This window comes from Streptomyces sp. NPDC102467 (assembly GCF_044765445.1).
Taxonomy (GTDB): Bacteria; Actinomycetota; Actinomycetes; order Streptomycetales; family Streptomycetaceae; genus Streptomyces.
This window is the reverse complement of the sequence record NZ_JBIWKA010000007.1, coordinates 457677-483272: the sequence shown is the minus strand read 5'-3', so window position 1 is coordinate 483272 and position 25596 is coordinate 457677. Positions and strand designations below refer to the sequence as shown.

The 25596-nt window shown below is 70.7% G+C and carries 26 protein-coding genes; 10 read left to right on the top strand and 16 right to left on the bottom strand.

Annotated elements, in window-relative coordinates; translation table 11 throughout:
- Positions 1 to 38: 38 nt before the first annotated feature.
- The 4 genes from ACIREE_RS17600 to ACIREE_RS17585 all read right to left on the bottom strand — a co-directional run bounded on the left by ACIREE_RS17600 (position 39) and on the right by ACIREE_RS17585 (position 2491).
- Positions 39 to 557, bottom strand: coding sequence for a SixA phosphatase family protein (locus ACIREE_RS17600; protein WP_404152277.1), 519 nt, complete (start codon positions 555 to 557; stop codon positions 39 to 41).
- A gap of 85 nt (positions 558 to 642) precedes the next feature.
- The gene (locus ACIREE_RS17595; RefSeq protein ID WP_404152275.1) at positions 643 to 849 is read right to left on the bottom strand and encodes a hypothetical protein; all 207 of its coding nucleotides are present in this window, start codon (positions 847 to 849) and stop codon (positions 643 to 645) included.
- Positions 850 to 1019: 170 nt separating this feature from the next.
- Positions 1020 to 1139, bottom strand: a complete 120-nt coding sequence (locus tag ACIREE_RS17590; RefSeq protein ID WP_404152272.1) for an SGM_5486 family transporter-associated protein — start codon at positions 1137 to 1139, stop codon at positions 1020 to 1022.
- Positions 1140 to 1168: 29 nt separating this feature from the next.
- On the bottom strand, positions 1169 to 2491 hold the full coding sequence (locus ACIREE_RS17585; protein WP_404152270.1) for a CynX/NimT family MFS transporter: 1323 nt from the start codon (positions 2489 to 2491) through the stop codon (positions 1169 to 1171).
- Positions 2492 to 2580: 89 nt separating this feature from the next.
- On the opposite strand from ACIREE_RS17585, the gene ACIREE_RS17580 reads away from it, so the two are divergent.
- Positions 2581 to 3273: a FadR/GntR family transcriptional regulator gene (locus ACIREE_RS17580; RefSeq protein WP_404152267.1), complete on the top strand. Its 693-nt coding sequence runs from the start codon at positions 2581 to 2583 to the stop codon at positions 3271 to 3273.
- Here the strand turns inward: ACIREE_RS17580 and ACIREE_RS17575 are convergent.
- From ACIREE_RS17575 to fabG, 3 genes are all read right to left on the bottom strand, one after another.
- Positions 3251 to 3619, bottom strand: a complete 369-nt coding sequence (locus ACIREE_RS17575) for a hypothetical protein (protein WP_404152265.1) — start codon at positions 3617 to 3619, stop codon at positions 3251 to 3253. The two genes, ACIREE_RS17580 and ACIREE_RS17575, sit on opposite strands and share 23 nt — an antisense overlap.
- 120 nt (positions 3620 to 3739) lie before the next feature.
- Entirely contained in the window at positions 3740 to 4525 is a 786-nt protein-coding gene (gene fabI / locus ACIREE_RS17570) for an enoyl-ACP reductase FabI (protein ID WP_404152262.1), read from the bottom strand.
- A 5-nt stretch (positions 4526 to 4530) separates the two neighbouring features.
- Positions 4531 to 5247: a 3-oxoacyl-[acyl-carrier-protein] reductase gene (gene fabG, locus ACIREE_RS17565; RefSeq protein ID WP_404152260.1), complete on the bottom strand. Its 717-nt coding sequence runs from the start codon at positions 5245 to 5247 to the stop codon at positions 4531 to 4533.
- 182 nt (positions 5248 to 5429) lie between these two features.
- Here fabG and ACIREE_RS17560 point away from each other — a divergent pair, with 182 nt between their 5' ends.
- From ACIREE_RS17560 to tyrS, 3 genes are all read left to right on the top strand, one after another.
- A complete protein-coding gene (locus ACIREE_RS17560; RefSeq protein ID WP_404152257.1) occupies positions 5430 to 6953 on the top strand; it encodes a TldD/PmbA family protein in 1524 nt (507 codons plus the stop codon).
- A gap of 8 nt (positions 6954 to 6961) precedes the next feature.
- Positions 6962 to 8356 carry a metallopeptidase TldD-related protein gene (locus ACIREE_RS17555; RefSeq protein ID WP_404152254.1) on the top strand — a complete coding sequence of 465 codons (1395 nt, stop codon included), beginning with the start codon at positions 6962 to 6964 and terminating at the stop codon, positions 8354 to 8356.
- A gap of 67 nt (positions 8357 to 8423) precedes the next feature.
- Positions 8424 to 9695 carry a tyrosine--tRNA ligase gene (gene tyrS, locus ACIREE_RS17550; protein WP_404152251.1) on the top strand — a complete coding sequence of 424 codons (1272 nt, stop codon included), beginning with the start codon at positions 8424 to 8426 and terminating at the stop codon, positions 9693 to 9695.
- A 70-nt stretch (positions 9696 to 9765) separates the two neighbouring features.
- On the opposite strand, the gene ACIREE_RS17545 is transcribed toward tyrS, so the two are convergent.
- A complete protein-coding gene (locus tag ACIREE_RS17545) occupies positions 9766 to 10041 on the bottom strand; it encodes a GlsB/YeaQ/YmgE family stress response membrane protein (protein WP_363194214.1) in 276 nt (91 codons plus the stop codon).
- A 225-nt stretch (positions 10042 to 10266) separates the two neighbouring features.
- Here ACIREE_RS17545 and ACIREE_RS17540 point away from each other — a divergent pair, with 225 nt between their 5' ends.
- Complete coding sequence (locus ACIREE_RS17540) at positions 10267 to 10617, top strand: DUF3099 domain-containing protein (protein ID WP_404152248.1); 351 nt, start codon at positions 10267 to 10269, stop codon at positions 10615 to 10617.
- A gap of 231 nt (positions 10618 to 10848) precedes the next feature.
- The gene (locus ACIREE_RS17535; RefSeq protein ID WP_404152245.1) at positions 10849 to 11088 is read left to right on the top strand and encodes a hypothetical protein; all 240 of its coding nucleotides are present in this window, start codon (positions 10849 to 10851) and stop codon (positions 11086 to 11088) included.
- 15 nt (positions 11089 to 11103) lie between these two features.
- On the opposite strand, the gene moaA is transcribed toward ACIREE_RS17535, so the two are convergent.
- The 3 genes from moaA to ACIREE_RS17520 all read right to left on the bottom strand — a co-directional run bounded on the left by moaA (position 11104) and on the right by ACIREE_RS17520 (position 14248).
- The gene (gene moaA, locus ACIREE_RS17530) at positions 11104 to 12102 is read right to left on the bottom strand and encodes a GTP 3',8-cyclase MoaA (RefSeq protein WP_404152243.1); all 999 of its coding nucleotides are present in this window, start codon (positions 12100 to 12102) and stop codon (positions 11104 to 11106) included.
- Positions 12103 to 12257: 155 nt separating this feature from the next.
- Positions 12258 to 13883, bottom strand: a complete 1626-nt coding sequence (locus ACIREE_RS17525; protein ID WP_404152241.1) for a cation acetate symporter — start codon at positions 13881 to 13883, stop codon at positions 12258 to 12260.
- The gene (locus ACIREE_RS17520) at positions 13880 to 14248 is read right to left on the bottom strand and encodes a DUF485 domain-containing protein (protein ID WP_404152238.1); all 369 of its coding nucleotides are present in this window, start codon (positions 14246 to 14248) and stop codon (positions 13880 to 13882) included. Before ACIREE_RS17520 ends, ACIREE_RS17525 begins: the two co-directional genes overlap by 4 nt.
- 317 nt (positions 14249 to 14565) lie before the next feature.
- On the opposite strand from ACIREE_RS17520, the gene ACIREE_RS17515 reads away from it, so the two are divergent.
- The 4 genes from ACIREE_RS17515 (at position 14566) to ACIREE_RS17500 (ending at position 20277) form a co-directional block, all read left to right on the top strand.
- Positions 14566 to 16107, top strand: a complete 1542-nt coding sequence (locus tag ACIREE_RS17515; protein ID WP_404152235.1) for a S8 family peptidase — start codon at positions 14566 to 14568, stop codon at positions 16105 to 16107.
- Between the two features lie 58 nt (positions 16108 to 16165).
- Positions 16166 to 17701 (top strand): S8 family peptidase, encoded by a 1536-nt coding sequence (locus ACIREE_RS17510; protein WP_404152233.1) that lies wholly within the window; start codon positions 16166 to 16168, stop codon positions 17699 to 17701.
- A gap of 82 nt (positions 17702 to 17783) precedes the next feature.
- Complete coding sequence (locus ACIREE_RS17505; RefSeq protein ID WP_404152230.1) at positions 17784 to 19172, top strand: CoA transferase; 1389 nt, start codon at positions 17784 to 17786, stop codon at positions 19170 to 19172.
- Between the two features lie 109 nt (positions 19173 to 19281).
- Positions 19282 to 20277, top strand: coding sequence for a CopD family protein (locus ACIREE_RS17500; RefSeq protein ID WP_404152344.1), 996 nt, complete (start codon positions 19282 to 19284; stop codon positions 20275 to 20277).
- A gap of 33 nt (positions 20278 to 20310) precedes the next feature.
- On the opposite strand, the gene ACIREE_RS17495 is transcribed toward ACIREE_RS17500, so the two are convergent.
- The 5 genes from ACIREE_RS17495 to ACIREE_RS17475 form a co-directional block, all read right to left on the bottom strand.
- Positions 20311 to 21354 (bottom strand): zinc-dependent alcohol dehydrogenase family protein, encoded by a 1044-nt coding sequence (locus ACIREE_RS17495; RefSeq protein ID WP_404152228.1) that lies wholly within the window; start codon positions 21352 to 21354, stop codon positions 20311 to 20313.
- A 22-nt stretch (positions 21355 to 21376) separates the two neighbouring features.
- Complete coding sequence (locus ACIREE_RS17490; protein WP_404152225.1) at positions 21377 to 22051, bottom strand: lysoplasmalogenase; 675 nt, start codon at positions 22049 to 22051, stop codon at positions 21377 to 21379.
- Positions 22048 to 22932 carry a sterol desaturase family protein gene (locus tag ACIREE_RS17485; RefSeq protein ID WP_404152222.1) on the bottom strand — a complete coding sequence of 295 codons (885 nt, stop codon included), beginning with the start codon at positions 22930 to 22932 and terminating at the stop codon, positions 22048 to 22050. The genes ACIREE_RS17490 and ACIREE_RS17485 overlap by 4 nt, the downstream gene beginning before the upstream one ends.
- Before the next feature lie 126 nt (positions 22933 to 23058).
- Positions 23059 to 24303, bottom strand: coding sequence for an amidohydrolase family protein (locus ACIREE_RS17480; RefSeq protein WP_404152220.1), 1245 nt, complete (start codon positions 24301 to 24303; stop codon positions 23059 to 23061).
- Positions 24300 to 25592 carry an amidohydrolase family protein gene (locus ACIREE_RS17475; RefSeq protein ID WP_404152217.1) on the bottom strand — a complete coding sequence of 431 codons (1293 nt, stop codon included), beginning with the start codon at positions 25590 to 25592 and terminating at the stop codon, positions 24300 to 24302. Before ACIREE_RS17475 ends, ACIREE_RS17480 begins: the two co-directional genes overlap by 4 nt.
- Between the last annotated feature and the right edge of the window lie 4 nt (positions 25593 to 25596).

Genomic DNA, 25596 nt, shown 5'->3' with positions numbered 1-25596 from the left:
TCGTCGGAGCCGTAGAGGTGTGCGTCGGGTACGTGTCGTCAGTCGCTCGGCGACCAGTAGTCGACCAGTGTGGCGGTGCCCGGCTCCAGTGACTTCCAGGGCCCGGTGAAGGACAGCACGGCGAACGCCGCGGTCTTGAAGCCGGCCTTGCTCATCCGCTCGGCCGCGTCCGACTCGGCCTCGCCGGCCAGCACTTCGGCGAGCCCCTGTACTCCGGGGTTGTGGCCGATGAGGACGGCGTCCCTGACGTCGTCCGGCGTCTCGTTCAACACGGCGATCAGCTCGCCGGGGGACGCCTCGTAGATGCGCTCCTCATAGACGGTCCTGGGCCGCTCCGGCAGTTCGGAGACAGCCAGCTTCCAGGTCTCACGGGTACGCGCGGCGGTCGAGCAGAGGGCCAGGTCGAGGGCGATGCCGGAGTCGGCCAGCTTGCGGCCGGCGATCGGGGCGTCCTTGCGGCCTCGCTCGGCGAGCGGCCGCTCATGATCGGACACCTGAGGCCAGTCCGCCTTGGCATGCCGGAAAAGGACAATCCTGCGGGGTTCTGCGACGCTCATGGTTCCCAGCTTCGCATGAAAGCGGCCGTGGGGCGCAGGGAGTTGGCGGGCTCGCCCGACAGGGGTGAACCAGGGCGGAACGGAGCTAGCGGAGCACCAGTTCTTTGGCCCGCTCCAGGATGTGGCCGATGGTCGGGTCGCCCGCCGCGGCCTGGGCGTCGGCCGGATCGAGGATCAGCAGCAGGAGCGCTACGAAGGCGACGGCCGGCAGCGCGATCGCCCACCAGGGCAGCCGGATGTCGACGCCGCCCGTGGCTGCCGGGTGGGTCCGGGGGTGCGTGGGGGCCGACATGGCGTCCTCCGTGGTCCGTGGTCTTCGTCGCGGTGCGCCGACGATCTCGGCGACACTTCGAAGGTACGGACCCGGCGGCCCCCGCCCCATCCGGTGATCCACCCACTTGACCCTGACACTGGCCCCCTAGGGGATGGTGGAGTTAACCCCACCCCCTGGAGAGCGACGGGTCAGGGAGAGGCGATCGTCGCGATGATGGCGACGACCACGGTGACGGCCAACATCGCGCCGAGCACCAGCAGGAGCTTCTTCTGACTGTTCTGGGGGTTCGGCTCGAGCACAGGCGACATGCGGCAAGTGTCGCACCTGTCCCCGGAGGTCAGGACGCCGGGGCGGCCGGGGCGGGTTCGGCGGCCTCGTCCTCGATGGTGCGGTTGCGGCCCGCGAGGACGCCCACCACGATCTGCGGCACCATCAGCGCGGCCATGAGCGCGATCGGCACGCCCCAGCCGCCGCTGTGCTGGTAGAGGACGCCGACGAGCAGCGGCCCGGGGATCGAGATCAGGTAGCCGGTGGACTGCGCGAACGCGGACAGCTTGGCGACGCCTGCGCCGGTGCGGGCCCGCATGCCGACCATCGTCAGGGCCAGCGGGAAGGCGCAGTTGGAGATGCCGAGCAGGACCGCCCAGGCCCAGGCACCGGAGGCGGGCGCGAAATACAGGCCCGCGTAACCGGCCAGTCCGCACAGGCCGAGGACGACCACGATCGGGCCCTGGCTGGGCAGCCGGGCGGCGACGCGGGGGATGACGAAGGCGAGCGGGACTCCCATCGCCATGACGACGGCGAGCAGCACGCCCGCGGTCGACGCGGAGACCCCGGAGTCCCGGAAGATCTGCGCCATCCACCCCATCGTGATGTACGCGGCCGTGGCCTGGAGCCCGAAGAAGACGGCGAGCGCCCACGCGGTGCGGCTGCGGGTGATGCGCAGTCCGTCGTCGGCGCCGGAGGCCGAGGAGCGGGCCGGTTCGGCCGGGGCCGCGCCCTTCGCGCGTGCGAGCGGGATCCAGGGGAGCACCGCGGCGACGCCGAGCACGGCCCACATGGCGAGCCCGGTCTGCCACTTGCCGCCGAGCGCGTCGGTCATGGGCACGGTCGCGGCGGCGGCCAGCGATGTGCCGAGGGCGAGGGCCATCGAGTACAGGCCGGTCATGGAGCCGACGCGGTCGGGGAACCAGCGCTTGACGATGACCGGCATCAGCACGTTGCTAACGGCGATGCCCATCAGGGCGAGGGCGCTGGCGACCAGGAAGCCGACGGTGTTGCCGGTGTAGGGGCGGATGATCAGGCCCGCGGCGATCGCGACCATGCCGGCGCAGACGACGGCGCTTGCGCCGAAGCGCCTGGCGAGCCGCGGCGCCATCACGCCGAAGATCGCGAAGCAGAGCGGCGGTACGGAGGTGAGCAGGCCGGCGAGGCTGCCGCTCATGCCGAGCCCGTCGCGCACCTCTTCGAGGAGGGCGCCGAGGCTGGTGATCGCGGGGCGCAGGTTCAGGGCGGCGAGGACGATGCCGACGGGCAGCAGGCGGAGGACCCACGCGCGCGGGGCGGCACTTTTCTCGGCTTCCTCGGCGGGTACCGCGGGGTTCACGGTGTTCGCGGGCGGCGGCGCCATCGTCGGGGTCGGTGTTTCCTCACTAGCCATGAGGCCTATCTTAGAATCATGGGATGATTGGCTGTCCAATCCGTTTGCGTCACACTGCTGCTCACCGCCCGCGTCACGAAGGAACGTCGATGCCACTGACCTCTCCTCGCCGCTCGGCCCTGTCCGAGCAGGTCATCGCCGCTCTGCGCGCGCAGATCTCCTCGGGCGAGTGGCCGGTGGGCTCCCGCATCCCCACGGAGCCCGAGCTCGTCGAGCAACTGGGTGTGGCCCGGAACACGGTGCGGGAGGCCGTGCGCGCCCTCGCGCACAACGGGCTGCTCGACATCCGGCAGGGCTCGGGCACCTACGTCGTGGCGACCAGCGAGCTGGCGGGCGTGATGCAGCGGCGGTTCGCCGACGCCGATCCCCGGCACATCGCCGAGTTGCGCTCCACGCTGGAGTCGAGTGCGGCGAAGCTGGCCGCCGAGCGGCGCACCGAGCGCGATCTGAAACAGCTCGACGCCCTGCACGTACGCCGTGAGGAGGCGTGGGAGGCGGGCGACACGGAGGCGTTCGTGACAGCGGACGCGACGTTCCACATGGCCGTGGTGGCCGCGTCCCACAACGACGTGATGACGGCGATGTACGCGGACCTGGGCGAGGTCCTGCGGGACTGGCTGCGCGAGGACGTGGGTGAGCGGCTCACCGCGGAGAACCACATGGACCACACGCGCCTGGTCGACGCGATCCGGGAGGGCGACGCGGAAGCGGCCGCGGCCGAGGCGGCGTCCTATCCGTTCCTGTGCCGGCCGGGCCGGCTCACGCCGCCTTCCGGTGGCTGACCCAGGCGGTCCTCACGCTCTTCCAGCACCGCCCGTCGAGGCGCACGGTCTCGGCCGGGCCGACGGTCGCCGGGGCCGAGTCGGTGTCGATGTCCCACCACGGGTCGCACTCGATGTGCAGGGCGACCCGGTCGGCTCCGGGGTACGGGTTGTGGCAGGAGGCGGTCACCCGGGTCCCGTCGACGCGGATCCGGCACCCGGCTCCGAAGAGTTCGGGCTTCTTCTCCGCCACGCGCGCGTGGCCGGGGTGCTCGGCGGTGTCGGAAGCCGCGTCGTACGGCAGCGCGACCAACAGGACCACGGCGGTGAGGGCGGGGGCGATGCGGTGGGGCGGGGGCAGGCGCACAGAAGGGACCTCCTCGCATCCAGCGTGCGGGGAGGTCCCTGGTGCCTGCCCGGCCGGTGGGCCGAACGGGGGAGAACTTGTTTCAGGCTCTGTTGATCAGGTGACCGGGTGGCCAGGAGGTCAGGCGCCGATGGCGTGCAGGCCGCCGTCCACGTGGACGATCTCGCCCGTCGTCATCGGGAACCAGTCCGACAGCAGGGCGACGATGCCCTTGCCCGTGGGCTCGGGGTCCGCGAGGTTCCACTCCAGCGGGGAGCGGCTGTCCCACACGGAGGCCAGCTCGCCGAACCCGGGGATGGACTTCGCGGCCATGGAGCCGAGCGGGCCCGCCGCGACCAGGTTGCACCGGATCTTCTGCTTGCCCAGGTCACGCGCCATGTAGCGGCTGGTGGCCTCGAGGGCGGCCTTGGCCGGGCCCATCCAGTCGTACTGCGGCCACGCGTACTGCGCGTCGAAGGTGAGGCCGACGACGGAGCCGCCCTCGGTCATCAGCGGCAGCAGCGCCATCGTCAGCGACTTCAAGGAGAAGGCGGAGACGTGCATGGCGGTGGCCACGGACTCGAACGGCGTGTTGAGGAAGTTGCCGCCGAGCGCGTCCTGCGGGGCGAAGCCGATGGAGTGCACGATGCCGTCGAGGCGGTCGCCCAGCTGCTCGCGGACCTGGCCCTCCAGGCGCGCGAGGTGCTCGTCGTTGGAGACGTCGAGCTCCAGCACCTTGACGTCGCCCGGCCGGGGCAGCTTCTTGGCAATGCGCTCGGTGAGCGTGGGCCGCGGCCAGGCGGTGAGGATGATCTCCGCGCCCTGCTCCTGCGCCAGCTTCGCGGCGTGGAAGGCGATGGAGGACTCCAACAGCACACCCGTGATGAGGATGCGCTTGCCCTCGAGAATTCCGCCAGTGTTAGTCATCGTTCTCAGTGACCCATGCCCAATCCGCCGTCAACCGGGATGACGGCACCAGTGATGTACGAAGCGTCGTCGGAGGCGAGGAACTTCACCGCCGCGGCGATCTCCTCGACCTGCGCGTACCGGCCGAGCGGCACCTGCGAAACGATGTTCGCGCGCTGCTCGTCCGTGAGCACCTTGGTCATGTCGGTGTCGACAAAACCGGGGGCGACGACGTTGAAGGTGAGGTTGCGCGACCCGAGCTCACGGGCGAGGGAGCGCGCGAAGCCGACCAGTCCCGCCTTCGAGGCGGCGTAGTTCGCCTGCCCCGCCGAGCCGAGCAGGCCGACGACGGAGGAGATCAGCACGACGCGGCCCTTCTTGGCGCGCAGCATGCCGCGATTGGCACGCTTGACGACCCGGAAGGTGCCGGTGAGGTTGGTGTCGAGGACCGACGTGAAGTCGTCCTCGGACATGCGCATGAGGAGCTGGTCCTTGGTGACGCCGGCATTGGCGACCAGGACCTCGACGTTGCCGTGCTTCTCCTCGATCTCCTTGTAGGCCTGCTCCACCTGTTCCGTGTCGGTGATGTCGCACTTGACGGCCAGGAAGCCCAGCTTTTCGAGCTCCGCCGGATCGCCCGAGCGGTACGTGATCGCAACCTTGTCGCCGGCCTCCGCGAATGCGCGGGCGATGGCAAGGCCGATGCCCCGGTTTCCTCCGGTGACGAGAACCGAGCGGCTCAACGGATCACCCTTTCGATAGCGGTGGTGGTTCCTCGAAAACCTATCGGTACGACGCTCGGTACGGAGAATCGACCACCGACAGTGGCGTACCCGACTCACTGTCGAGTCCCTACAGAAAAGTCTGGCCGCGCGCCCCGCCGCGCGACATGATCGGGCGACGACGTGACGACAGGGAGACATTCGTGCCTCATACGATCGATGAAGCCTTCACGGCGCTCCCGCTGAGGGCCCTCGCCGATGCGGCGCTCGCCCGCGCGCGGGCGCTGGGCGCCGAGCACGCGGACTTCCGCTTCGAGCGGGTGCGCAGCGGAGTGGTGCGGCTGCGGGACGCCAAGCCCGCCGGTTCGTCCGACACCACGGACCTTGGGTACGCGGTGCGGGTGGTGCACGGCGGGACCTGGGGGTTCGCTTCGGGCGTCGACCTGTCCATGGACGCGGCGGCGAAGGTGGCGTCCCAGGCCGTGGCGATGGCGAAACTGAGCGCGCAGGTCATCAGGGCCGCGGGCTCGGACGAGCGCGTGGAGCTCGCGGGCGAGCCGGTGCACGCGGAGCGGACGTGGGTCTCCTCGTACGAGGTCGACCCCTTCACCGTGCCGGAGGAGGAGCGGGCCGGGTTGCTGGCCGACTGGAGCGCGCGGCTGCTCGCGGCCGACGGGGTGAGCCACGTGGACGCCTCGCTGCTCTGTGTCCACGAGAACAAGTTCTACGCGGACACGGCGGGGACCGTCACGACGCAGCAGCGGGTGCGGCTGCATCCCCAGGTGACGGCGGTGGCCGTGGACGGTTCGAGCGGCGAGTTCGACTCGATGCGCACGATCGCGCCGCCGGTCGGCCGGGGCTGGGAGTATCTGACCGGCACGGGCTGGGACTGGGACCGGGAACTGGCCGAGATCCCCGGGCTGCTGGCCGAGAAGATGCGGGCGCCGAGCGTGCGGGCGGGCTCGTACGACCTGGTCGTCGACCCGTCCAACCTGTGGCTGACCATCCACGAGTCGATCGGCCACGCCACCGAGCTGGACCGCGCGCTCGGCTACGAGGCGGCGTACGCGGGCACGTCCTTCGCCACGTTCGACCAGCTCGGCAAGCTCAAGTACGGCTCCGAGATCATGAACGTGACGGGTGACCGCACGGCCGAGCACGGGCTCGCCACCATCGGGTACGACGACGAGGGCGTGGCCGGGCAGTCCTGGGACCTGGTGAAGGACGGGACGCTGGTCGGCTATCAACTGGACCGCAGGATCGCGAAGTTGACCGGGTTCGAGCGGTCCAACGGGTGTGCGTACGCCGACTCCCCCGGGCACGTCCCCGTACAGCGGATGGCGAACGTCTCACTGCAGGCGGATCCGGGCGGGCTCTCGACGGAGGATCTGATCGGCGGGGTCGACCGCGGGATCTACGTGGTCGGGGACCGGTCCTGGTCCATCGACATGCAGCGCTACAACTTCCAGTTCACGGGACAGCGCTTCTTCAAGATCGAGAACGGCCGGCTCACCGGCCAGCTGCGCGACGTGGCCTACCAGGCGACGACGACCGACTTCTGGGGTTCCATGACGGCGGTCGGCGGCCCGCAGACCTATGTCCTCGGCGGCGCCTTCAACTGCGGAAAGGCCCAGCCGGGCCAGGTCGCGGCCGTCTCCCACGGCTGCCCATCGGCCCTCTTCAAGGGCGTCAATATTCTGAACACGACGCAGGAGGCGGGTCGATGAGCCCCCGGATGACTTCTCGTACGAACAGGCCGCACGAGATCGTCGAGCGTGCCCTGGCGCTGTCCCGGGCCGACGGCTGTGTCGTCATCGCCGACGAGACGTCCTCGGCCAATCTGCGCTGGGCGGGCAACGCGCTCACGACGAACGGGGTCACGCGCGGGCGGACCCTGACCGTCATCGCGACCGTCGACGGCAAGGAGGGTGTGGCCTCGGGTGTCGTCTCCCGGTCCGCCGTCACCGCCGCCGATCTCGAACCGCTGGTGCGGGCCGCGGAGGAGGCCGCCGCGCAGGCCGGGGCCGCCGAGGACGCACAGCCGCTCGTCGACGGCGTACCGCACTCCCCCGGCTTCACGGACGCGCCCGCCGAGACCTCGTCGGCCGTGTTCGCGGAGTTCGCGCCCGCGCTCGGCGAGGCCTTCGCGCGGGCCCGGGCCGGCGGTCGCGAGCTGTACGGCTTCGCCAACCATGAGCTGACGTCCAGCTATCTCGGTACGTCGACGGGCCTGCGGCTCCGCCACGACCAGCCCGACGGGACGCTGGAGCTCAACGCCAAGTCACCGGACCGCACGCGTTCGGCGTGGGCGGGCCGCTCCACTCGGGACTTCACGGACGTGGACCCGGCCGAGCTCGACACGGAGCTGGCGAAGCGGCTCGGCTGGGCCGAGCGCCGGGTCGAGCTGCCCGCGGGGCGCTACGAGACGCTGCTGCCGCCGACGGCCGTCGCGGACCTGCTGATCTACCAGCTGTGGTCGGCGGGCGCGCGGGACGCCGCCGAGGGCCGGACCGTGTTCTCCAAGCCTGGCGGTGGGACGCGGGTGGGCGAGCGGCTGAGCGAACTGCCGCTGACTCTGCGCAGCGATCCGCACGAGCCGGGTCTGGAGTCGGCGCCGTTCGTGCTCGCGCACTCCTCCGGCGACGACGCGTCCGTCTTCGACAACGGGCTGCCGCTGGCCGCCACCGAGTGGATCTCGCGGGGCGAGCTGAAGCATCTGTCGACGACCCGGCACAGCGCCGGGCTCACCGGGCTGCCGGTGGCGCCGGCCATCGACAATCTCGTCCTGGACGGCGGCTCGGGGAAGTCACTGGAGGAGATGGTCGCGGCGACCGAGCGCGGGCTGCTGCTGACCTGTCTCTGGTACATCCGCGAGGTCGACCCGGCGACGCTGCTGCTGACCGGGCTGACCCGGGACGGCGTGTACCTGGTGGAGAACGGCGAGGTCGTGGGCGAGGTGAACAACTTCAGGTTCAACGAGTCGCCGGTCGATCTGCTGAGCCGGGCCACCGAGGCCGGACGCACGGAGAAGACGCTGCCCCGGGAGTGGGGCGACTGGTTCACCAGGGCCGCCATGCCCGCGCTGCGGGTGCCGGACTTCAATATGAGCTCCGTCAGCCAGGGCGTCTGACCCCCGTGTATTCGCCCATAGACTGGGCGGGACCAGTTTTCGGGAACGTACGAGGAGACTCAGAACCGTGACGGACATCGTCGACGAACTCAAGTGGCGTGGGCTCATCGCCCTGTCCACCGACGAAGACGCGCTGCGCAAGGCGTTCGCGGACGGTCCGGTCACGTTCTATTGCGGCTTCGACCCGACCGCGCCCAGCCTGCACCTGGGCAACCTGGTGCAGATCCTGACCATGCGGCGCATCCAGCAGGCGGGCCACCGTCCGCTGGGTCTGGTCGGCGGCGCCACCGGTCTGATCGGTGACCCGAAGCCGAACTCCGAGCGCACGCTGAACTCGCCGGAGACCGTGGCCGGCTGGGTCGAGCGGCTGCGGGGCCAGATCGAGCGGTTCCTCGACTTCGAGGGCCCGCACGCGGCGACGATGGTGAACAACCTGGACTGGACCCAGGGCATGTCCGCCATCGAGTTCCTGCGGGACATGGGCAAGTACTTCCGGGTCAACAAGATGATCGCGAAGGAGGCCGTCGCGCGGCGGCTCAACTCCGACGCGGGCATCAGCTACACCGAGTTCAGCTACCAGATCCTGCAGGGGATGGACTTCCTCAAGCTGTACGAGCAGTACGGCTGTGTCCTGCAGACCGGCGGCAGCGACCAGTGGGGCAACCTCACCTCCGGCACCGACCTGATCCACCGGGTCCACCCGGAGGCCGCCGTGCACGCGATCGGCACCCCGTTGCTCACCAAGGCGGACGGCACCAAGTTCGGCAAGACCGAGTCCGGCACCGTCTGGCTGGACGCGGAGATGTTCTCCCCGTACGCCTTCTACCAGTTCTGGCTGAACGCGGACGACCGGGACATCTCCAAGTTCCTCCGCACCTTCTCCTTCGCGTCCCGCGAGGAGATCGAGGAGCTGGAGCGGCAGACCGAGGAGCGGCCGCAGGCACGGGCCGCGCAGCGGGCGCTCGCCGAGGAGCTGACGACGCTGGTGCACGGCGCCGGTCAGACGGCCGCGGTGATCTCCGCGTCGAAGGCGCTGTTCGGGCAGGGCGACGGGAATCTGGCGGACCTGGACGAGGCGACGCTGGCCGCCGCGCTCTCCGAGCTGCCGAAGGCCGAGGTCGCCGAGCTCGGCCCGGTCGTCGACCTGTTCGCCGAGGTCGGCCTCGTGGCCAGCAAGTCCGCCGCGCGCCGCACGGTGAAGGAGGGCGGCGCGTACGTGAACAACGTCAAGGTCGCCGCCGAGGACTTCGTCCCGGGCGCCGACGCCTTGCTGCACGGGCGCTGGCTGGTGCTGCGGCGCGGCAAGAAGAACCTGGCGGCGGTCGAGGTCACGGCCTGACCGCTGCTCGACGCGCACACCCGAGGGGGCCGGATCCTTGTCACGCGGATCCGGCCCCCTCAGGCGTCGGCTATGCCTTCCGCTTGTTGCCCCGCAGGGCCACCCAGGCCATCTCACCGACGCCGACCACCACCACCGCGCCGATCAGCTGCAGCAGATGCCGGATCCAGTCGATGCCCTTGGTGTCGTTGACTCCGAGGCCCGTGGCCGCCCAGTTGCCCAGAACGCTGCCGAGGATTCCGAAGACCGCCGTCAGCCACAGCGGGATCTGCTGCTTGCCCGGCAGGATCGCCTTCGCGATCAGACCGAGCACGAGACCCACGATGATTGCCCACAACCAGCTCATGCCGTCGCCTCCTCATGCGGCGTGAGAATGCGCGCATGCGCACCATGCGTTCAGTCTCTGTCCGTACCCCGTACGGCGCATGTCGGGCAGCTCCATACGAGGTACGACGCAGGGCACACGCCCGGCTCAGGCCTCCCCCGGTCTCGTAGCCGACGCACGCCGGGCGTACCGTGGAAGCGGTCCGGTCCGGGGAGAGTCCGGCGAATGCTCGGGTGGTGGAATGTGATGCGGAAGCGCAGGAGCAACGGCGGAGCACAGGTTTTCCGGATCACAGGGGCCCGGCAGGGGCTCGCGGACGACGTGCGCGGCCGACAGCGAAAGTACGTCATCGGGATGTCCGTCCGTACGCTCTCGGTGATCCTTACGGCCGTGCTGTGGAACGTGGAGCGGCCCGTCGCCATCGTGACACTGGTGCTCGGAGCCCTGCTCCCCTACGTCGCCGTGGTCTTCGCCAACGCGGGCCGGGAGAACGCGCCGGGACTGCCGTCGACCTTCGTGCCCGCCCCTACGCGACCCATGATCGCGCCCACTCCGGCCGGCGGTACGGCGGAAGCCGTGCCGGAGGACCGCGGCTGACCGTAGCCGTCTGCGCACGCCCGCGGCAGGGTGGATGAGGGGTACTCGAACCTCAAGAAAAGCTCAGATCAATCATGTAGTTCAGGTGCCGGGTGCCGGGTCGCCCGTGACATACTGCGTACGCGCTCCGCATCCCCCGTCGGAGCGACGGACCGACGCCGGGCAGCTCCCCCCGTGGCTGCTCGGCGTCGCCATTTCCGGGGCGTTTTCCGGGGCGTTTAGGGTGGACGCGTGAACCTCGCGAACCTCTCAGGACCGGCCCCCACCACCCCCCAGTGCTCGGCCAAGGGCTGCCGCGACGACGCGGTGTGGGTGCTCGCGTGGAACAACCCGAAGCTGCACACACCGGAGCGGCGCAAGACGTGGCTCGCGTGCGAGGAGCACCGCGAACACCTCGCCCAGTTCCTCGGCGTACGCGGCTTCCTCAAGGATGTCGTGACGCTGGAGGAGTGGGACGCCCCCGCGGAGTGACCCGCGCGTCAGGCGTCAGCCGCCGATCGCCGACATGGGGCGGTCGGGCTGCAGGAACGTCGGGTCGTCGAGGCCCGAGCCCGCCTTCTTGCCCCACATCGCGAGCTTCCACATACGGGCGATGTTCTCGTCGCTGCCCTCGGGGCCCTCGGCCCTGAGCGCTGCCCGCAGGTCCGTCTCCTCGGTGGCGAACAGGCACGTGCGGACCTGGCCGTCGGCGGTCAGCCGGGTGCGGTCGCAGGCCGAGCAGAACGGGCGGGTCACCGAGGCGATGACGCCGACGCGGTGCGGTCCGCCGTCGACGACCCAGCGCTCGGCCGGGGCGGAACCCCGCTCCTCGGAACCCTCATCGGTGAGCTCGAAGCGCGTACGGAGAGAGGCGAGGATGTCGCCCGCGGTGATCATGCCGTCGCGCTTCCAGCCGTGCTGGGCGTCCAGCGGCATCTGCTCGATGAAGCGCAGCTCGTAGCCGTGCTCGACCGCCCAGGCGAGGAGCTCGGGGGCCTCGTCCTCGTTCAACCCCGGCATCAGGACCGTGTTGATCTTCACAGGGGTCAGTCCCGCGTCGTGCGCGGCGGCGAGGCCCTCGATGACGTCCTTGTGGCGGTCACGACGGGTCAGGGTCTTGAAGACGTCGGGGCGCAGCGTGTCCAGCGAGACATTGACCCGGTCCAGGCCCGCCTGCTGCAGGGCGGCCGCGGTGCGCTTGAGCCCGATCCCGTTCGTCGTCAGGGACATCCTGGGGCGGGGGGTCAGCGCGGCGACCCGCTCGACGATGCCGACGAGGCCGGGGCGGAGCAGGGGCTCGCCGCCGGTGAAGCGGACCTCGGTGATCCCGAGGTGGGTGACGGCGATGCGGACGAGGCGGACGATCTCGTCGTCGGTGAGCAGGTCCGGCTTGGCCAGCCACTGAAGGCCCTCTTCGGGCATGCAGTACGTGCACCGCAGATTGCACCGGTCGGTCAGTGAAACCCGCAGGTCGGTGGCGACTCGGCCATAGGTGTCGATGAGCACGTGGGCCCCCTCCCTGGAACGTGGGCTGTCTTCTGTCCTCCGAGCCTACGTGACGGGTCCGACAGGGGGAGGCCTGTGATCCCACGAGCATGCCGCGCCCCCGTTCGTAGAGAGCTACGAGCGCTCTGCGAACGGGGGCGCGGACAGGGCTCGGATCAGTGGGCTCCGGTGCCGGTGAGCGAACGGACCTCCAGTTCGGCGTACTTGCCCTTGTCGGCCTTCTCCTTGGCCAGGTAGGTGCCGAGGATGCCCAGCAGGAAGCCGACCGGGATCGAGATGATGCCCGGGTTCTCCAGCGGGAACCAGTGGAAGTCGACGCCCTTGAACATGGACGTCTTCGGGTTGCCGGAGACAACGGGCGAGAAGAGGACCAGGAAGACGGCGGTGAACAGGCCACCGTAGATCGACCACAGCGCCCCGTTGGTGTTGAACCGCTTCCAGAAGAGGCTGTAGAGGATCGTCGGCAGGTTCGCGGACGCGGCGACGGCGAACGCGAGGGCGACCAGGCCCGCCACGTTGAGGTCGCGGGCGAGGGCGCCCAGGGCGATCGAGACGATGCCGATGAAGACGGTCGCCCAGCGGGCGGCCCGCATCTCCTGCTTCTCGGTCGCCTTGCCCCGCTTGATGACGTTCGCGTAGATGTCGTGTGCGAACGAGGACGACGAGGCGAGGGTGAGGCCCGCGACGACCGCGAGGATCGTGGCGAACGCGACCGCGGAGATGGACGCCAGCAGGACCGCGCCCCACGTGGAGTCCACGCCGCCCAGATGGAGGGCGAGCAGCGGGGCCGCCGTGTTGCCTGCCGGGTTCGAGGCGATGATCTCGGCCGGCTTGATCAGGGCGGCGGCGCCGAAGCCGAGCGCGATCGTCATCAGGTAGAAGGCGCCGATGATGCCGATGGCCCAGTTGACCGACTTACGGGCGGCCTTGGCGGTCGGCACCGTGTAGAAGCGGATCAGGATGTGCGGCAGGCCTGCGGTGCCGAGCACGAGGGCGATGCCGAGCGAGAGGAAGTCGATCTTCGAGGTGGCCGTGGCGCCGTACTTGAGGCCGGGCTCAAGGAACGCCGAGCCCTTGCCGCTGTTGTCGGCGGCGGTGCCCAGCAGGTCCGAGATGTTGAAGTCGAACTTCAGCAGCACCAGGAAGGTGAGCAGGATCGTGCCCGCGATCAGGAGCACGGCCTTGACCATCTGCACCCAGGTGGTGCCCTTCATGCCGCCGATGGTGACGTACACGATCATCAGGACGCCGACGAGCGCGACGATGCCGATCTTGCCCGCGTCCGACGTGATGCCGAGCAGCAGCGAGACGAGGACGCCCGCGCCCGCCATCTGCGCGAGCAGGTAGAAGATCGAGACGACGATCGTGGAGGTGCCCGCTGCCGTGCGGACGGGGCGCTGGCGCATGCGATAGGCGAGCACGTCGCCCATCGTGTAGCGGCCGGAGTTGCGCAGCGGTTCGGCGACCAGGAGGAGCGCCACCAGCCAGGCGACCAGGAAGCCGATGGAGTAGAGGAAGCCGTCGTAGCCGAAGAGGGCGATGGCGCCGGCGATACCGAGGAACGACGCGGCGGACATGTAGTCGCCGGAGACCGCGAGGCCGTTCTGGAAGGCGGTGAACTGGCGGCCGCCCGCGTAGAAGTCGGACGCGCTCTTGGTCTGCCGGCCCGCCCATACGGTGATGACGAGGGTCGCGAGGACGAACACCGCGAACAGGCTGATGATCAGTGGGCGGTGCTCGCCGGCTTCTCCGGCGGCGAGTACGTGCTGTGCGGGGCTCATGCGCCGCCCTCCATACGGGTCTTGATGGCCTCGGCCTTGGGGTCGAGCTTCGCGGCGGAGTACCGCGCGTACCACCAGGCGATGAGGAACGTGGTGAGGAACTGGGCGAGGCCGAGCACCAGGGCGACGTTGATGTTGCCGAAGAGCTTGGTGCCCATGAAGTCGCCCGCGTAGTTGGAGAGCAGGACGTAGACCAGGTACCAGGCGATGAACGCGATGGTGATCGGGAAGGCGAACGAGCGGTGCGCCTGGCGCAGTTCACCGAACTCCGCGCTCTGCTGCACCTCGACGAACTCCTCGGTGGAGGGCAGCGCCGGAGCGGAGTCGGGGCTGCCCTTCTGGGGTGGTGGTGCGTCGGTGGCCACGGAGTCTCCTCGTGATGCGGGTGCTGTCGGGGACGGGTGTATCTCACAGTGATGTGGATCACGTGAGCCGGGTCGCGATCGTAGGGCTCCCCGGCGTGATCCAACAGGGGGCGGAAGCGTGCGCGTGCCCCTTGCACAACGGCACGGGGACCCGCGCGCCGTGGTTCAACTCCCCTGATTTCTTTCGGAACTCGTTGATGACCTGCGGCGACTAGAGATACGTTCACACCGCACCACGCGTCATGTACCTGCCCGAGCACCACTTGTGTTCGGGCTTTTCCGTATTCACCGAATACGACGGATGATGTGGAGATCCCATGGCTCATCTGCCTGCCAGACGCCGCCTGGCCCTCGCCCTGCCGATCGGCGTCGCACTGACGGCCTCCTTCGGCTTCCTGCCGTCCGCGGCCGCCGTGCCCGCCGACTCCCCCGCGGTGAGCGCCAGTTCATCGGACACCGCGGATTCAGGGGCGTCGCTCACCTACGTGGTGAACACACGCGGCACCGACGGCCGCACGCTCGCCTCGGTGCGCAAGGCGATATCCGCGGCCGGCGGCTCCATAGTCGAGGGGTACGGGAAGATCGGCGTCATCGTCGTCCACTCCTCGAACCCCGACTTCGGCAAGCAGATGCGCGCCGCGCGGGGCGTGGCATCGGCGGGCGCGACCCGCACCGCGCCGCTCAGCCTCGCCGGCACGACCGACGAGGGCGCCGTACAGAAACTGTCCAAGGCCGATGCCAACGCCCTGGCGAAGAAGGCCACTTCGGCGCAGGAGCCGCTCGAGGCAGACCAGTGGGACCTGCGGGCGATGGGCGCGGACAAGGCCGCGAAGATCAACCCGGGCAGCCGGAAGGTCACCGTCGGCGTCATCGACACCGGCGTCGACGACACCCACCCCGACCTCGCCGCGAACTTCTCCGCCGCCCAGTCGGCGAGCTGCGTCGGCGGCAAGGCGGACACCTCGCCGGGCGCCTGGCGGCCCGCGAACCCGGACCACTACCACGGCACGCACGTCGCCGGTGAGATCGCCGCCGCGCGCAACGGGGTCGGCGTCGCGGGCGTCGCGCCGGGCGTGAAGGTCGCGGGCATCAAGGTGGCCGACCCGGTCAGCGAGCTGTTCTACCCGGAGAGCGTCGTGTGCGCCTTCGTGTTCGCCGCCGACCACGGCATCGAGGTCACCAACAACAGCTATTACGTGGACCCGTGGATGTACAACTGCATGGACGACCCCGACCAGCGGGCGATCGTCGACGCGGTGAACCGGGCCCAGCTGTACGCCACGGAGAAGGGCACCCTGAACCTCGCGTCGGCGGGCAACTCCAACCACGACCTCGACTCGGACGCGATCCTCGACGACTCCAGCCCGGACGACTCGACCGCGGTGAACCGCACGATCGACCCGCACACCTGCTTCGACGTGCCCACGCAGCTCCCGGGTGTCGTCACGGTCAGCGCGACGGGCGTCACCAACTCCAAGGCGTACTACTCCAGTTACGGCAACGGTGTCATCGACATCGCGGCGCCGGGCGGCGACAAGTACCAGATCCCCTCGGACACCCCGTCGAAGAACGGCCGCATCCTCTCCACGCTGCCGGGCGGCGAGTACGGCTGGCTCCAGGGCACCTCGATGGCCTCGCCGCACGCGGCCGGTGTCGCCGCGCTCCTCAAGTCGACGCACCCGAAGGCGTCCCCGGCGCAGTTGCAGGCCCTGATGAAGGCCCAGGCGGACGAGGAGGTCTGCCCGGCCTCGTACGACGGTGACGGGGACGGCGTCGTCGACGCGACCTGCAAGGGCGGCAAGCAGCGCAACGGCTTCTACGGCTACGGCGTCGTCGACGCCCTCAGGGCCGTCAAGTAAGCCTCGGCGCAGCCGACTTATGTATCCACACGTACGTTTCTGAACGAACGGGAGATCCATGACTTCGCCTCACCCGCGGGCCCGGAGCGCACGCCGCGCCCTGTCCGTGCCGCTCGGTATCGCCGCCGTCACGGCCCTGGCCTTCCTGCCGAACGCGGCGGCGTCCGCGGCGCCCGCCGTGGACGCCGCAGGGACGGACGGACCCGATCTCAGCTATGTCGTCAACGTCCATGCCGGACACGGTGGTTCGGCCGGAGTGAAGAAGGCCATCGGCCAGGCCGGCGGGACCGTCGTCATCGCGTACGACAAGATCGGCGTCATCGTCGCCCACTCGAAGAACCCGGACTTCGCGAAGACGATCCGCACCGTGCGGGGCGTCCAGTCGGCCGGGGCCACGCGCACCGCGCCGCTGGCCGCACAGTCCAGCGACGACGTCGCCACCGAGCAGGTGCTGACCACCGCGGAGATCAAGAAGGCCTCCGCGCAGGCCACTTCGGCGCAGGATCCGCTGGAACCGCTGCAGTGGGACCTGCCCGCCATCAAGGCGGACCGGGCCCACGAGAAGTCGCTGGGCAGCTCCAAGGTGACGGTCGGCGTGCTCGACTCGGGCGTGGACGACACCCACCCGGACATCGCGCCGAACTTCGACAAGGGCGCATCCGCCAGCTGCCTGGGCGGCGTACCCGTACAGAAGGACAACGCGTGGCGTCCGGTGGCCGGCGAGTCCGACCACGGTATGCACGTGGCGGGCACCATCGCCGCCGCGAAGAACGGCGTCGGCGTCACCGGTGTCGCGCCCGGCGTGAAGGTGGCGAGCCTGAAGGTGGCCGAGCCGGCCACCGGCATGTACTACACCGAGGCCGTGGTCTGCGGCTTCGTGTGGGCGGCCGATCACGGCGTCGATGTCACCAACTCCAGCTACTACACGGACCCCTGGCTGTTCAACTGCAAGACGGACGCCGACCAGAAGGCACTCGTCACGGCGGTCACGCGGGCCTCCCAGTACGCGGAGCGCAAGGGCGCGGTGAACGTCGCGGCGGCCGGCAACGCCGAGACGGACCTCGCGCAGGACGAGATCGTCGACGACTCCTCGCCCGACGACACGACTCCGGTGCCGCGGACGGTAAAGACAAAGGACTGCCTCGACATACCGTCGCAGCTGCCCGGCGTGGTCACCGTCTCCGCGACGGGCGCCAAGGGCATCAAGGCGTCGTACTCGAACTGGGGCAGGAACGTCGTCGACATCACGGCGCCGGGCGGCGACAGCACCGCCTACCAGACGCCCGCTCCCCCGGCGACCAGCGGCCTGATCCTGTCGACGCTGCCGGGTGGCAAGTACGGCTACAAGGCGGGTACGTCGATGGCGTCGCCGCATGTCGCGGGCGTCGCCGCCCTCATCAAGTCGACGCACCTGCACGCGTCGGCGGCGCAGGTGAAGGCGCTCCTCTACAAGGAGGCCGACGCGACGCCGTGCACCGACCCGTACGACATCGACGGTGACGGCACGGTCGACGCGGTGTGTGTGGGAGGCAAGAACAAGAACAGCTTCTACGGAGCGGGTACGGCGGACGCGTTGGACGCCGTGACCAAGTAGCGGTTCCTGTCGCGGGATTGCGGGGAGGGGCCGGACGGCCCCTCCCCGCTGCACCGTGATGACCTTCCGGCATAGTGCCTGCATGACGCACACACCCGGCACCGCACCTGTCTGGGACGCACTCGGTGGCGACCCGGCCCTGTTGCCCCGCATCTCGTACCGCACGCGCGCGGGGTCGCTGCCCGCGCGCCTGCCCGTGATCGCAGCGGCCCGCGCCTGCGTGGGTGCGTGCGCCCTGGCAGGCGCGGAACTGGCCGCCACGCGCGCGGGGCGGCCGGTGGCCGACGTACTGGTCGACGACGGCGCGGTCGCGACCGCTTTCACCAGCGAGCGGCAGCTGCTCATCGACGGGCGCGCGCCGGTCAACTTCGCCCCTCTGTCGCGTTTTTGGCGTACCGCGGACGGCTGGCTGCGGACGCACGCGAACTATCCGCACCACCGGGCGCGGCTGTGCGCGGCGCTCGGCGTCGGCGCGGACGCGACGGTGGAGGAGGTGGCGGCCCTGCTCGCCGGGCGGTCGGCGTACGAGGTCGAGGAGACGGTGTACGCGGCCGGGGGCCTGGCCGTCGCGCTGCGCACGCCCGAGCAGTGGGCGGCGCATCCGCAGGGCGTCGCGGTGGCGGCCCGTCCGCTGCTGACGCGGGACCGGCTGGACGAGGCCGCGCCGCGTGCCGCGCGGGGTGCCAGCGCGCCGCGCGTTCTCGATCTCACCCGGGTCATCGCGGGCCCGGTCGCCACCCGCACGCTCGCCCTGCTCGGCGCGGACGTGCTGCGGGTGGACACGCCGCGGTTGCCGGAGGATCCGGACGCGCACGCCGACACCGGGTTCGGGAAGCGCTCGACGCGGCTCGACCTGGCGGACAGCGCGGACCGGCGGGCCTTCGAGGAGTTGCTGACCGGCGCCGACGTGGTGGTCACGGGCTACCGGCCGGGCGCGCTCGACCGGTTCGGGCTGACTCCGGAGGCGCTCGTCGAACGGCGTCCCGGACTCGTCGTGGCGTCGCTGTCCGCGTGGGGCGCGTACGGGCCCTGGGGTGGGCGGCGCGGCTTCGACAGCCTCGTCCAGGTGGCGACCGGCATCGCGGCGGTCGAGGGCTCCCCTGCGGAGCCGGGCGCCCTGCCCGCGCAGGCGCTCGACCACGGCACGGGTTACCTGCTCGCGGCGGGAGTCCTGCGCGCGCTCACCGACCAGGCGCGGGACGGCGGTTCTCGGGTGCTGCGCTGTGCGCTCACGCAGACGGCGGGGTGGCTGCTGAACGCGCCGCGTCCGGCGGATCCCGAGGGTCCTGAGGGTCCGGAAGCAGTCGGGGGTGCGCCGGATCCGGGGCACCGGCTGGCGGAGACCGACAGCGCGCTGGGCCGGCTGCGGTACGCGCCGTCACCGGTGTCCTTCGTCGGCGGGCCCGCCGACTGGGCGCGGCCGCCGGGCAGATGGGGCACGGACGAACCGAGTTGGGCCCCACGTGGTTGAAAAGCGTGCGTGTCCGGATCGCTTTGCTCCAGTTGTCCCTGCGCACTTGCCCCGGTCTGTGCCGACTGGTGAAGATCCGAGCGTGACTTCCATACCGCCGGCCACCGAGATGTCGGACGCTCCCGCAGGCGGCGACGAGCCCGCCCGCAGACCCGGCGCCGGGCGCGCCGTCGCGGTGCTCGTGCTCGTCGCCGCCGCCGCGCTGATCCCGATGTTCGGGCCGCGGGCGGCGCTCGATGCCACGGGCGAGGCGGCCGCGCCCGGCGTCGGGGGGATCGCGCTGCTGCGTACGGTGCTGTTCGCGGCGGTGTGCGTGCAGGCGGGCGAGGTGTTCGCCGGGTTCCTCGCGCGCAGGGTCGCTCCCGCGCAGGAGCCGCCGCGGGCCTGGTCGGCGTACGCGTCGTGGGCGGGGTTCGCGGCCGCGCTCGGGCTCGCATCCGTGGTGGCCGCCGGGAACCTGATCCCGCACAGCCTCACCGCCCTGGACATCGGCGGCCTGTACGGGACGCGGGACGGCACCCTCGCCCTGGTGGAGGTCAACGCCTTCCTGGTGGCCGCTTTGTGCACGCGCTCCCGTCGTCCGGCGGCCGCGCTGCTGCCGCTGGCCGCCGTGGTCGTCGCGGAGGCGCTGCGCGCGCACCCGGACACCGAGGACACCCCGCTCGTCGGCTCGGCGCTCACCCTCGTCCATCTGACGTGCGCCGCACTGTGGGTGGGCGGCCTGCTGTACGTACTGCGCATGCTGCGTGCCTGGCGGACGACCGCCCCGGAGGCGGGCACGGCGCTGCTCGGGCTCTACGCGCGCGTGGCCGCGGTGCTGCTCGCGGCGATCACCGCGACGGGGCTGTGCAGCGCGCTGCGCCGGATGCCGCCGAGCACGGTCCTCGACCAACTGACGTCGACGGCCTACGGGCGCACCCTGCTGGCGAAGGTGCTGCTCGTGGCCGTCGTCGCGGCGCTGGCCGTGGTGGCGCGACTACGGCTGCGCGGGGCGCGGGACCGCACGAGTGCGTACGTTCCCGCGCGCGCGGAGGTCGTGGCGCTGGCCGCCGTCGTGGCGGTGTCGGCGGTGCTCACGGCGCTGCCGCTGCCGATCCGCTGGTAGGTACCGCTCGGTGTGCTCAGTGGGCTCGGTGCGCTAGTTGGTGACCATGACCTTGAGCGCGGTGCGCTCGTCCATCGCCTTGTAGCCGTCGGGCACGCCCTCGATGCCGACCGTCATGTCGAAGACGGGCGACGGGTCGATCGTACCGTCGAGCACGTCGGGCAGCAGCTCCGGGATGTATGTGCGGACGGGGGCGACGCCGCCGCGCAGCGCGATGTTCCGGTCGAACATGACACTCAGGTCGAGGCCCGTGCCACTGCCGTGCGGGACGCCCACGAAGCCGATGGCACCGCCGTCGCGGGTGATGTTCACGGCCGTCCGCATGGACTGCTCGGTGCCGACCGCCTCGATCACGGAGTGCGCGCCCTGGCCGCCGGTGAGTTCGCGGATCGCCTCGACGGCCGCGTCGCCGCGCTCGGCGACGACGTCGGTGGCGCCGAAGCGGCGGGCGATGTCCGTACGCACTTCGTGACGGCCGAGCGCGATGATCCGCTCGGCGCCGAGCCGCTTGGCCGCGAGAACGCCGCACAGGCCCACCGCGCCGTCGCCCACGACGGCGACCGTGGCGCCCTTGCGCACGCCCGCGCCGAGGGCCGCGTGGTGACCGGTGCCCATGACGTCGGAGAGCGTGAGGAGGGCGGAGAGCAGGTGGTCGTCGGAGGCCGCCTCTGCGGGCAGCCGCACCAGCGTGCCGTCGGCGTACGGGACGCGCACGGCCTCGCCCTGCCCGCCGTCGTAGCCGACCGCGCCCCAGAACCCGCCGTGCTCGCACGACGTGGTCAGGCCTTCGCGGCAGTAGTCGCAGACGCCGTCCGACCACATGAAGGGTGCGACCACCAGGTCGCCGCGGCCGACGGTGGAGACCTCGGTACCGGTCGCCTCGACGATGCCGAGGAACTCGTGCCCGATGCGCTGGCCCGGCCGGCGTGCGGCCTCGCCCCGGTAGGCCCACAGGTCGCTGCCGCAGATGCAGGCGCGCAGCACGCGCACGACAGCGTCGGTGGGCAGTGCCACCACGGGATCGGGGACGTCCTCGACCCGCATGTCGAACGGGGCGTGGATGGTGGTGGCGCGCATGGGGGGTGTTCCTTTGTGCAGGTCAGTGAGGGGTGCGCCGGGTTTCGACGCGCCTTTCACGGTACGCCGACCGTGGTGCCGTCCGCTCCTCGAGCACCCCCTGGGCCAGCAGGTACTGCGCCGCTACGTAGGTGAGCATGACCCAGAAGTCGGGGCGCGGCAGAGCCGGCCACTCGGCGACGCCCATGGCGATGAGCGAGTCGGACAGCAGGAAGAGGGCGCCGCCGATGCCGGCCACCGGGCCGAGCCGGGAGGCGCCGTACGCCATGGCGGTGAGCAGCACGCTGTACCCGGCGACGGGTCCACGCATGTCCGGGGGCAGGTCGGGCCAGAGCGCCGCGACCGTCGCAATGAGCGCGACGCAGTAGACGGCGCCGAGCAGCGTGCCCCGCGCGCGTGGCCTTCCCTGCCGCTTGAAGAGCACCAGGTAGGAGATGTGCCCGGCGGCGAAGCAGCCCATCCCGGCGAGGAACGCGGCGTCCTGGTCGAACAGGAGCAGGACGTCACCGCCCCATCCCCACAGCAGGGCGGCGCACAGCAGTCGGGGTGCGCCGCGCGCGACGACGTACGCCACGAGGAGGGGCATGAGGAGCGGTTTGGCGACGGTGTGCGTCGCGTCCGATCCTGCGAGGAGCGCGCCGAGGTCGACGGCGCACACGACGAGGAATCCGGTGCGCAGGGCCCGGGGCAAGGTCACGCGGCGCCCTCGGTGACCTTCCGCGGGGCGTGCGGCGCGCTCGTGGGCCGCGGCTGCCATCCGGGGCCCCGGAAGACCCGTCCGGCCCGCTCGCGCCAACTCGCCGCCGCCTTCAGGTCCCGCGCGATGGCCGCGTACTCGTGGGTGGCGACGCGCAGCGGGTTGAAGGAGTTGATGTTCTTGGTGAGCCCGAACACCGGGCGGTCGCCCTCCGCGACCCAGGACCCGAAGAGACGGTCCCAGACGATGAGGATGCCGCCGAAGTTTCGGTCCAGGTAGCCGCCTTGGGACGCGTGGTGCACGCGGTGGTGGGAGGGCGTGTTGAAGACGAACTCGAAGGGGCGCCACATCTTGTCGATGCGTTCGGTGTGGATCCAGAACTGGTAGACGAGGTTGGCCGAGGAGCAGAACGCGAGCGCCGCCGGGTGTACCCCGATCGCGATGAGAGGCAGGTAGAACGGCCATACGGTGAGGCTCGTCCAGGGCTGGCGCAGCGCGGTCGACAGGTTGAACTTGCGGCTGGAGTGGTGCACCACGTGGCACGCCCACAGGATGCGGATGACGTGGTGCCCGCGGTGCGACCAGTAGTAGAAGAAGTCCTGGCCGAGCAGCATGAGCGGCACCGTCCACCAGAGCACGGGCACGCGCAGCGGCGTCAGTTCGTAGACCGCCGTGTAGACGGCGAGGATGGGGATCTTCCACAGGAAGTCGAAGACGAGGCTTCCCAGGCCCATGGTGATGCTGGTCGCCGCGTCCTTGGTCTCGTACCCGGCGGCGTCCTCGTCCGGATGGATGCGCACGCTCACGATCTCGACCACGGTGAGCAGCACGAAGGCGGGTATCGACCACAACACGACATCGGGCAGGTTCGGCGACGACATGCGTGCACCGTAAGGGCAGGTGACGGGCCCCGGCTAGGGGTTGTTACCGACAAGTATTACCGCCGGTACGCACTACGGGCGTGCACTACGGGCACGCAGCGGGCTTCCGCCGGGGCTCGTCACCGCTCACCACACGCGGACCGACCCTCCCTTCGCGAACACCGGGCTCGTCGCGTCGGCCGGCGGCTCCTGGAGGGGCTCGTCGATCTCGGCGACCGTGGGCCCCACGCGGGCGGCGATCGGATCCAGGAGGGCCAGGTCGAAGCCGTAGACGCGGGCGGCGTTGCCGCCGACCATCGCGGCGATCTCCTCGCGGGACAGGCCCGCGTAGGAGATCCGCAGTCCTTCACGCGTGTAGGGGTACGTGCCTTCGTCGTGCGGGTAGTCACTGCCCCACATGATCTTGTCGAGGCCGATGCGGTCCCGTAGCGGCACTTCATGGGGGCGCATGAAACTGGCGCCTACGTAGCAGTTCTCCCGCCATACCGTAGAGGGACCCTTGCCCATCGAATCGGCGAGCCCGGCGCCGAACTTGGACTCCGCGGTGTTCGCCTTCGTGGCCGCCGCGACGAGACGCCCGTGGTAGTAGTCCAGCATGTCGAGCACACCGGGGATCCACCCCGAGCCCTGTTCGGTGAGGACGAGCCGCAGCTCCGGGTGCTTACGGAAAGCGCCGCCGAAGATCAGGTGCCACAGGGCCCGGTGCGAGAACCAGGTCGTCTCCACCATGAAGACGGCGCGCGCGGCCGGCTCCTCGCCGAGCGGCGGCGACGCCGAACCGGCGTGGTGGTTGACCGGGACACCGAGTTCGGCGCAGGTCCGCCAGATCGGGTCGTACGTCGCCGAGTACAGCTCGGCGAGGCCCGAGCCCGGCGGCGTACCGGGCAGCAACAGGCCGCCCTTCAGGCCCGCGTCCGCACAGCGGCGGATCTCCTTCACGGCCTCGTCGACGTCGTTGAGGAGGATCTGGAAGACGCCCGCTCTGCGGCCCGGGGCGGCAGCGCAGAAGTCCGCGAGCCACCGATTGTGGGCACGCAGACCCGCCCAGCGCTGCTCGAACTCGGCGCGCGAGGGCGCGGGCGCCATCAGGGACGCGGACGGGAAGAACGGCGGGATGGTGTTCGGGAAGACGACCTCGGCGACGACGCCGTCGCGCTCCAGCTCCTCGGTGCGGCGCTCGGAGTTCCAGTTGCGGTCGGCGGTGTCGGCGAGCAGGTCCTCGTACGGGTTGACGTAGGTGGCCGCCCACGCGTCGAAGGCGTCGTGGTGCGCGCGCTCCAAGTACGGCTTGTAGTCGAGGAGATCGGCGCCCGCGTGGCAGTCCGCCGAGATCACCGTGTAGCGGTCATCGGACGAGGTCGGTGCGGTCATGAGGTCACCCCGAGGGTCGGGAAGTCGTGGTCGGTCAGCCAGTGCCTGCCCACGTCGCGCGAGCGGGCCCAGGACGCCTCGACGGCGCTCTGGTCGGCGTCCTGGCCGAGGTCGGCCGGGGTCGGTCCGATACGGGCCGCGAGCGGTGCCAGCCTGTCGGTGTCGAAGCCGAACACCTCGGCCGCGGCCAGGCCCAGCATGCGCCGCGTCTCCGCGACCGGGATGTCGTGAAAGGTCTTCCTCAGCCACGCGCGCGTGTCCGGCCAGGTCCCCTCGGGGTGCGGGAAGTCGCTGCCCCACAGGATGTTGTCGACGCCGATCTCGTAGCGCTGCGCCAGTTCGCGGCGCTTGGTGTTGGTGGCGCAGATGAAGACCTGCCGGTCCAGGTACTCGTGCGGCGAGCGCTTCAGCTCGGCGAACGGGGAGAGCTTCTTGCCCCCATGGGCGCCCAGGTAGAGGCGGTCCATGAACCACAGCAGGTTGGGCAGCCACCAGCAGCCCGACTCGGCGATGCCGAACTTCAGCCCCGGGTGCCGCTCGAAGACACCGGACCACAGCAGGAACCAGAGGGGGCGCGCGGGCCACCACGTCACTTCGCTTACGTAGATGCCGAGATGGTCGCCGTACTCGTGGCGCGGCGCCGCACCCGAATGCGTCACGACCGGCATCCCGCACTCGGCCGCCGCCGCCCACACGGGGTCGTAGACGCGCGCGTGGTAGGGGTCCTTGTCGACCCACATGGAGGGGATCATCAGCGCGCCGAGTCCCGACTCCTTGGCGCGCTGCACCTCGGCGACGACCTTGCGCACGTTGTCGACGGCTGCCGTGATGGGCAACAGGGCGACACCACAGTGCCGTTCGGGGTGCTGCGCGACGAAATCGGCGAGCCAGCGGTTGTGGGCCTGCGCGCCGGCCATGCCGAGTTCGGGGTCCTGGTCGCCGGAGAGGCCGAGCCCCACGCCGAAGGGTGCCGCCGTCCGGCTGTCGACGGCGTCCGCGTCGGGGAAGACCACCTCGGCGGCCACTCCGTCACCGTCGAGCTCCTTGAGGCGCTGTGCCGCGTCCCAGCCGCCGCGCAGGCCCTCCTCGTTGTCGGTGAACCATTTCTCGGCGAACGCGTCGTTGCGGATGCCGAGGCGGGTCGCCTCCTCGCGGCGGGCGTCCCGCTCGCCGAGGAAATCGTCGAAGGCGCGGTGGAAACGGCTGTCCAGGTAGGGCCGGTACTCCTCGGTGGGCAGTCCGGCGTGGCAGTCGGAGGAGATGATCAGGTACGGGTCCCGGTCGCTCATCGTG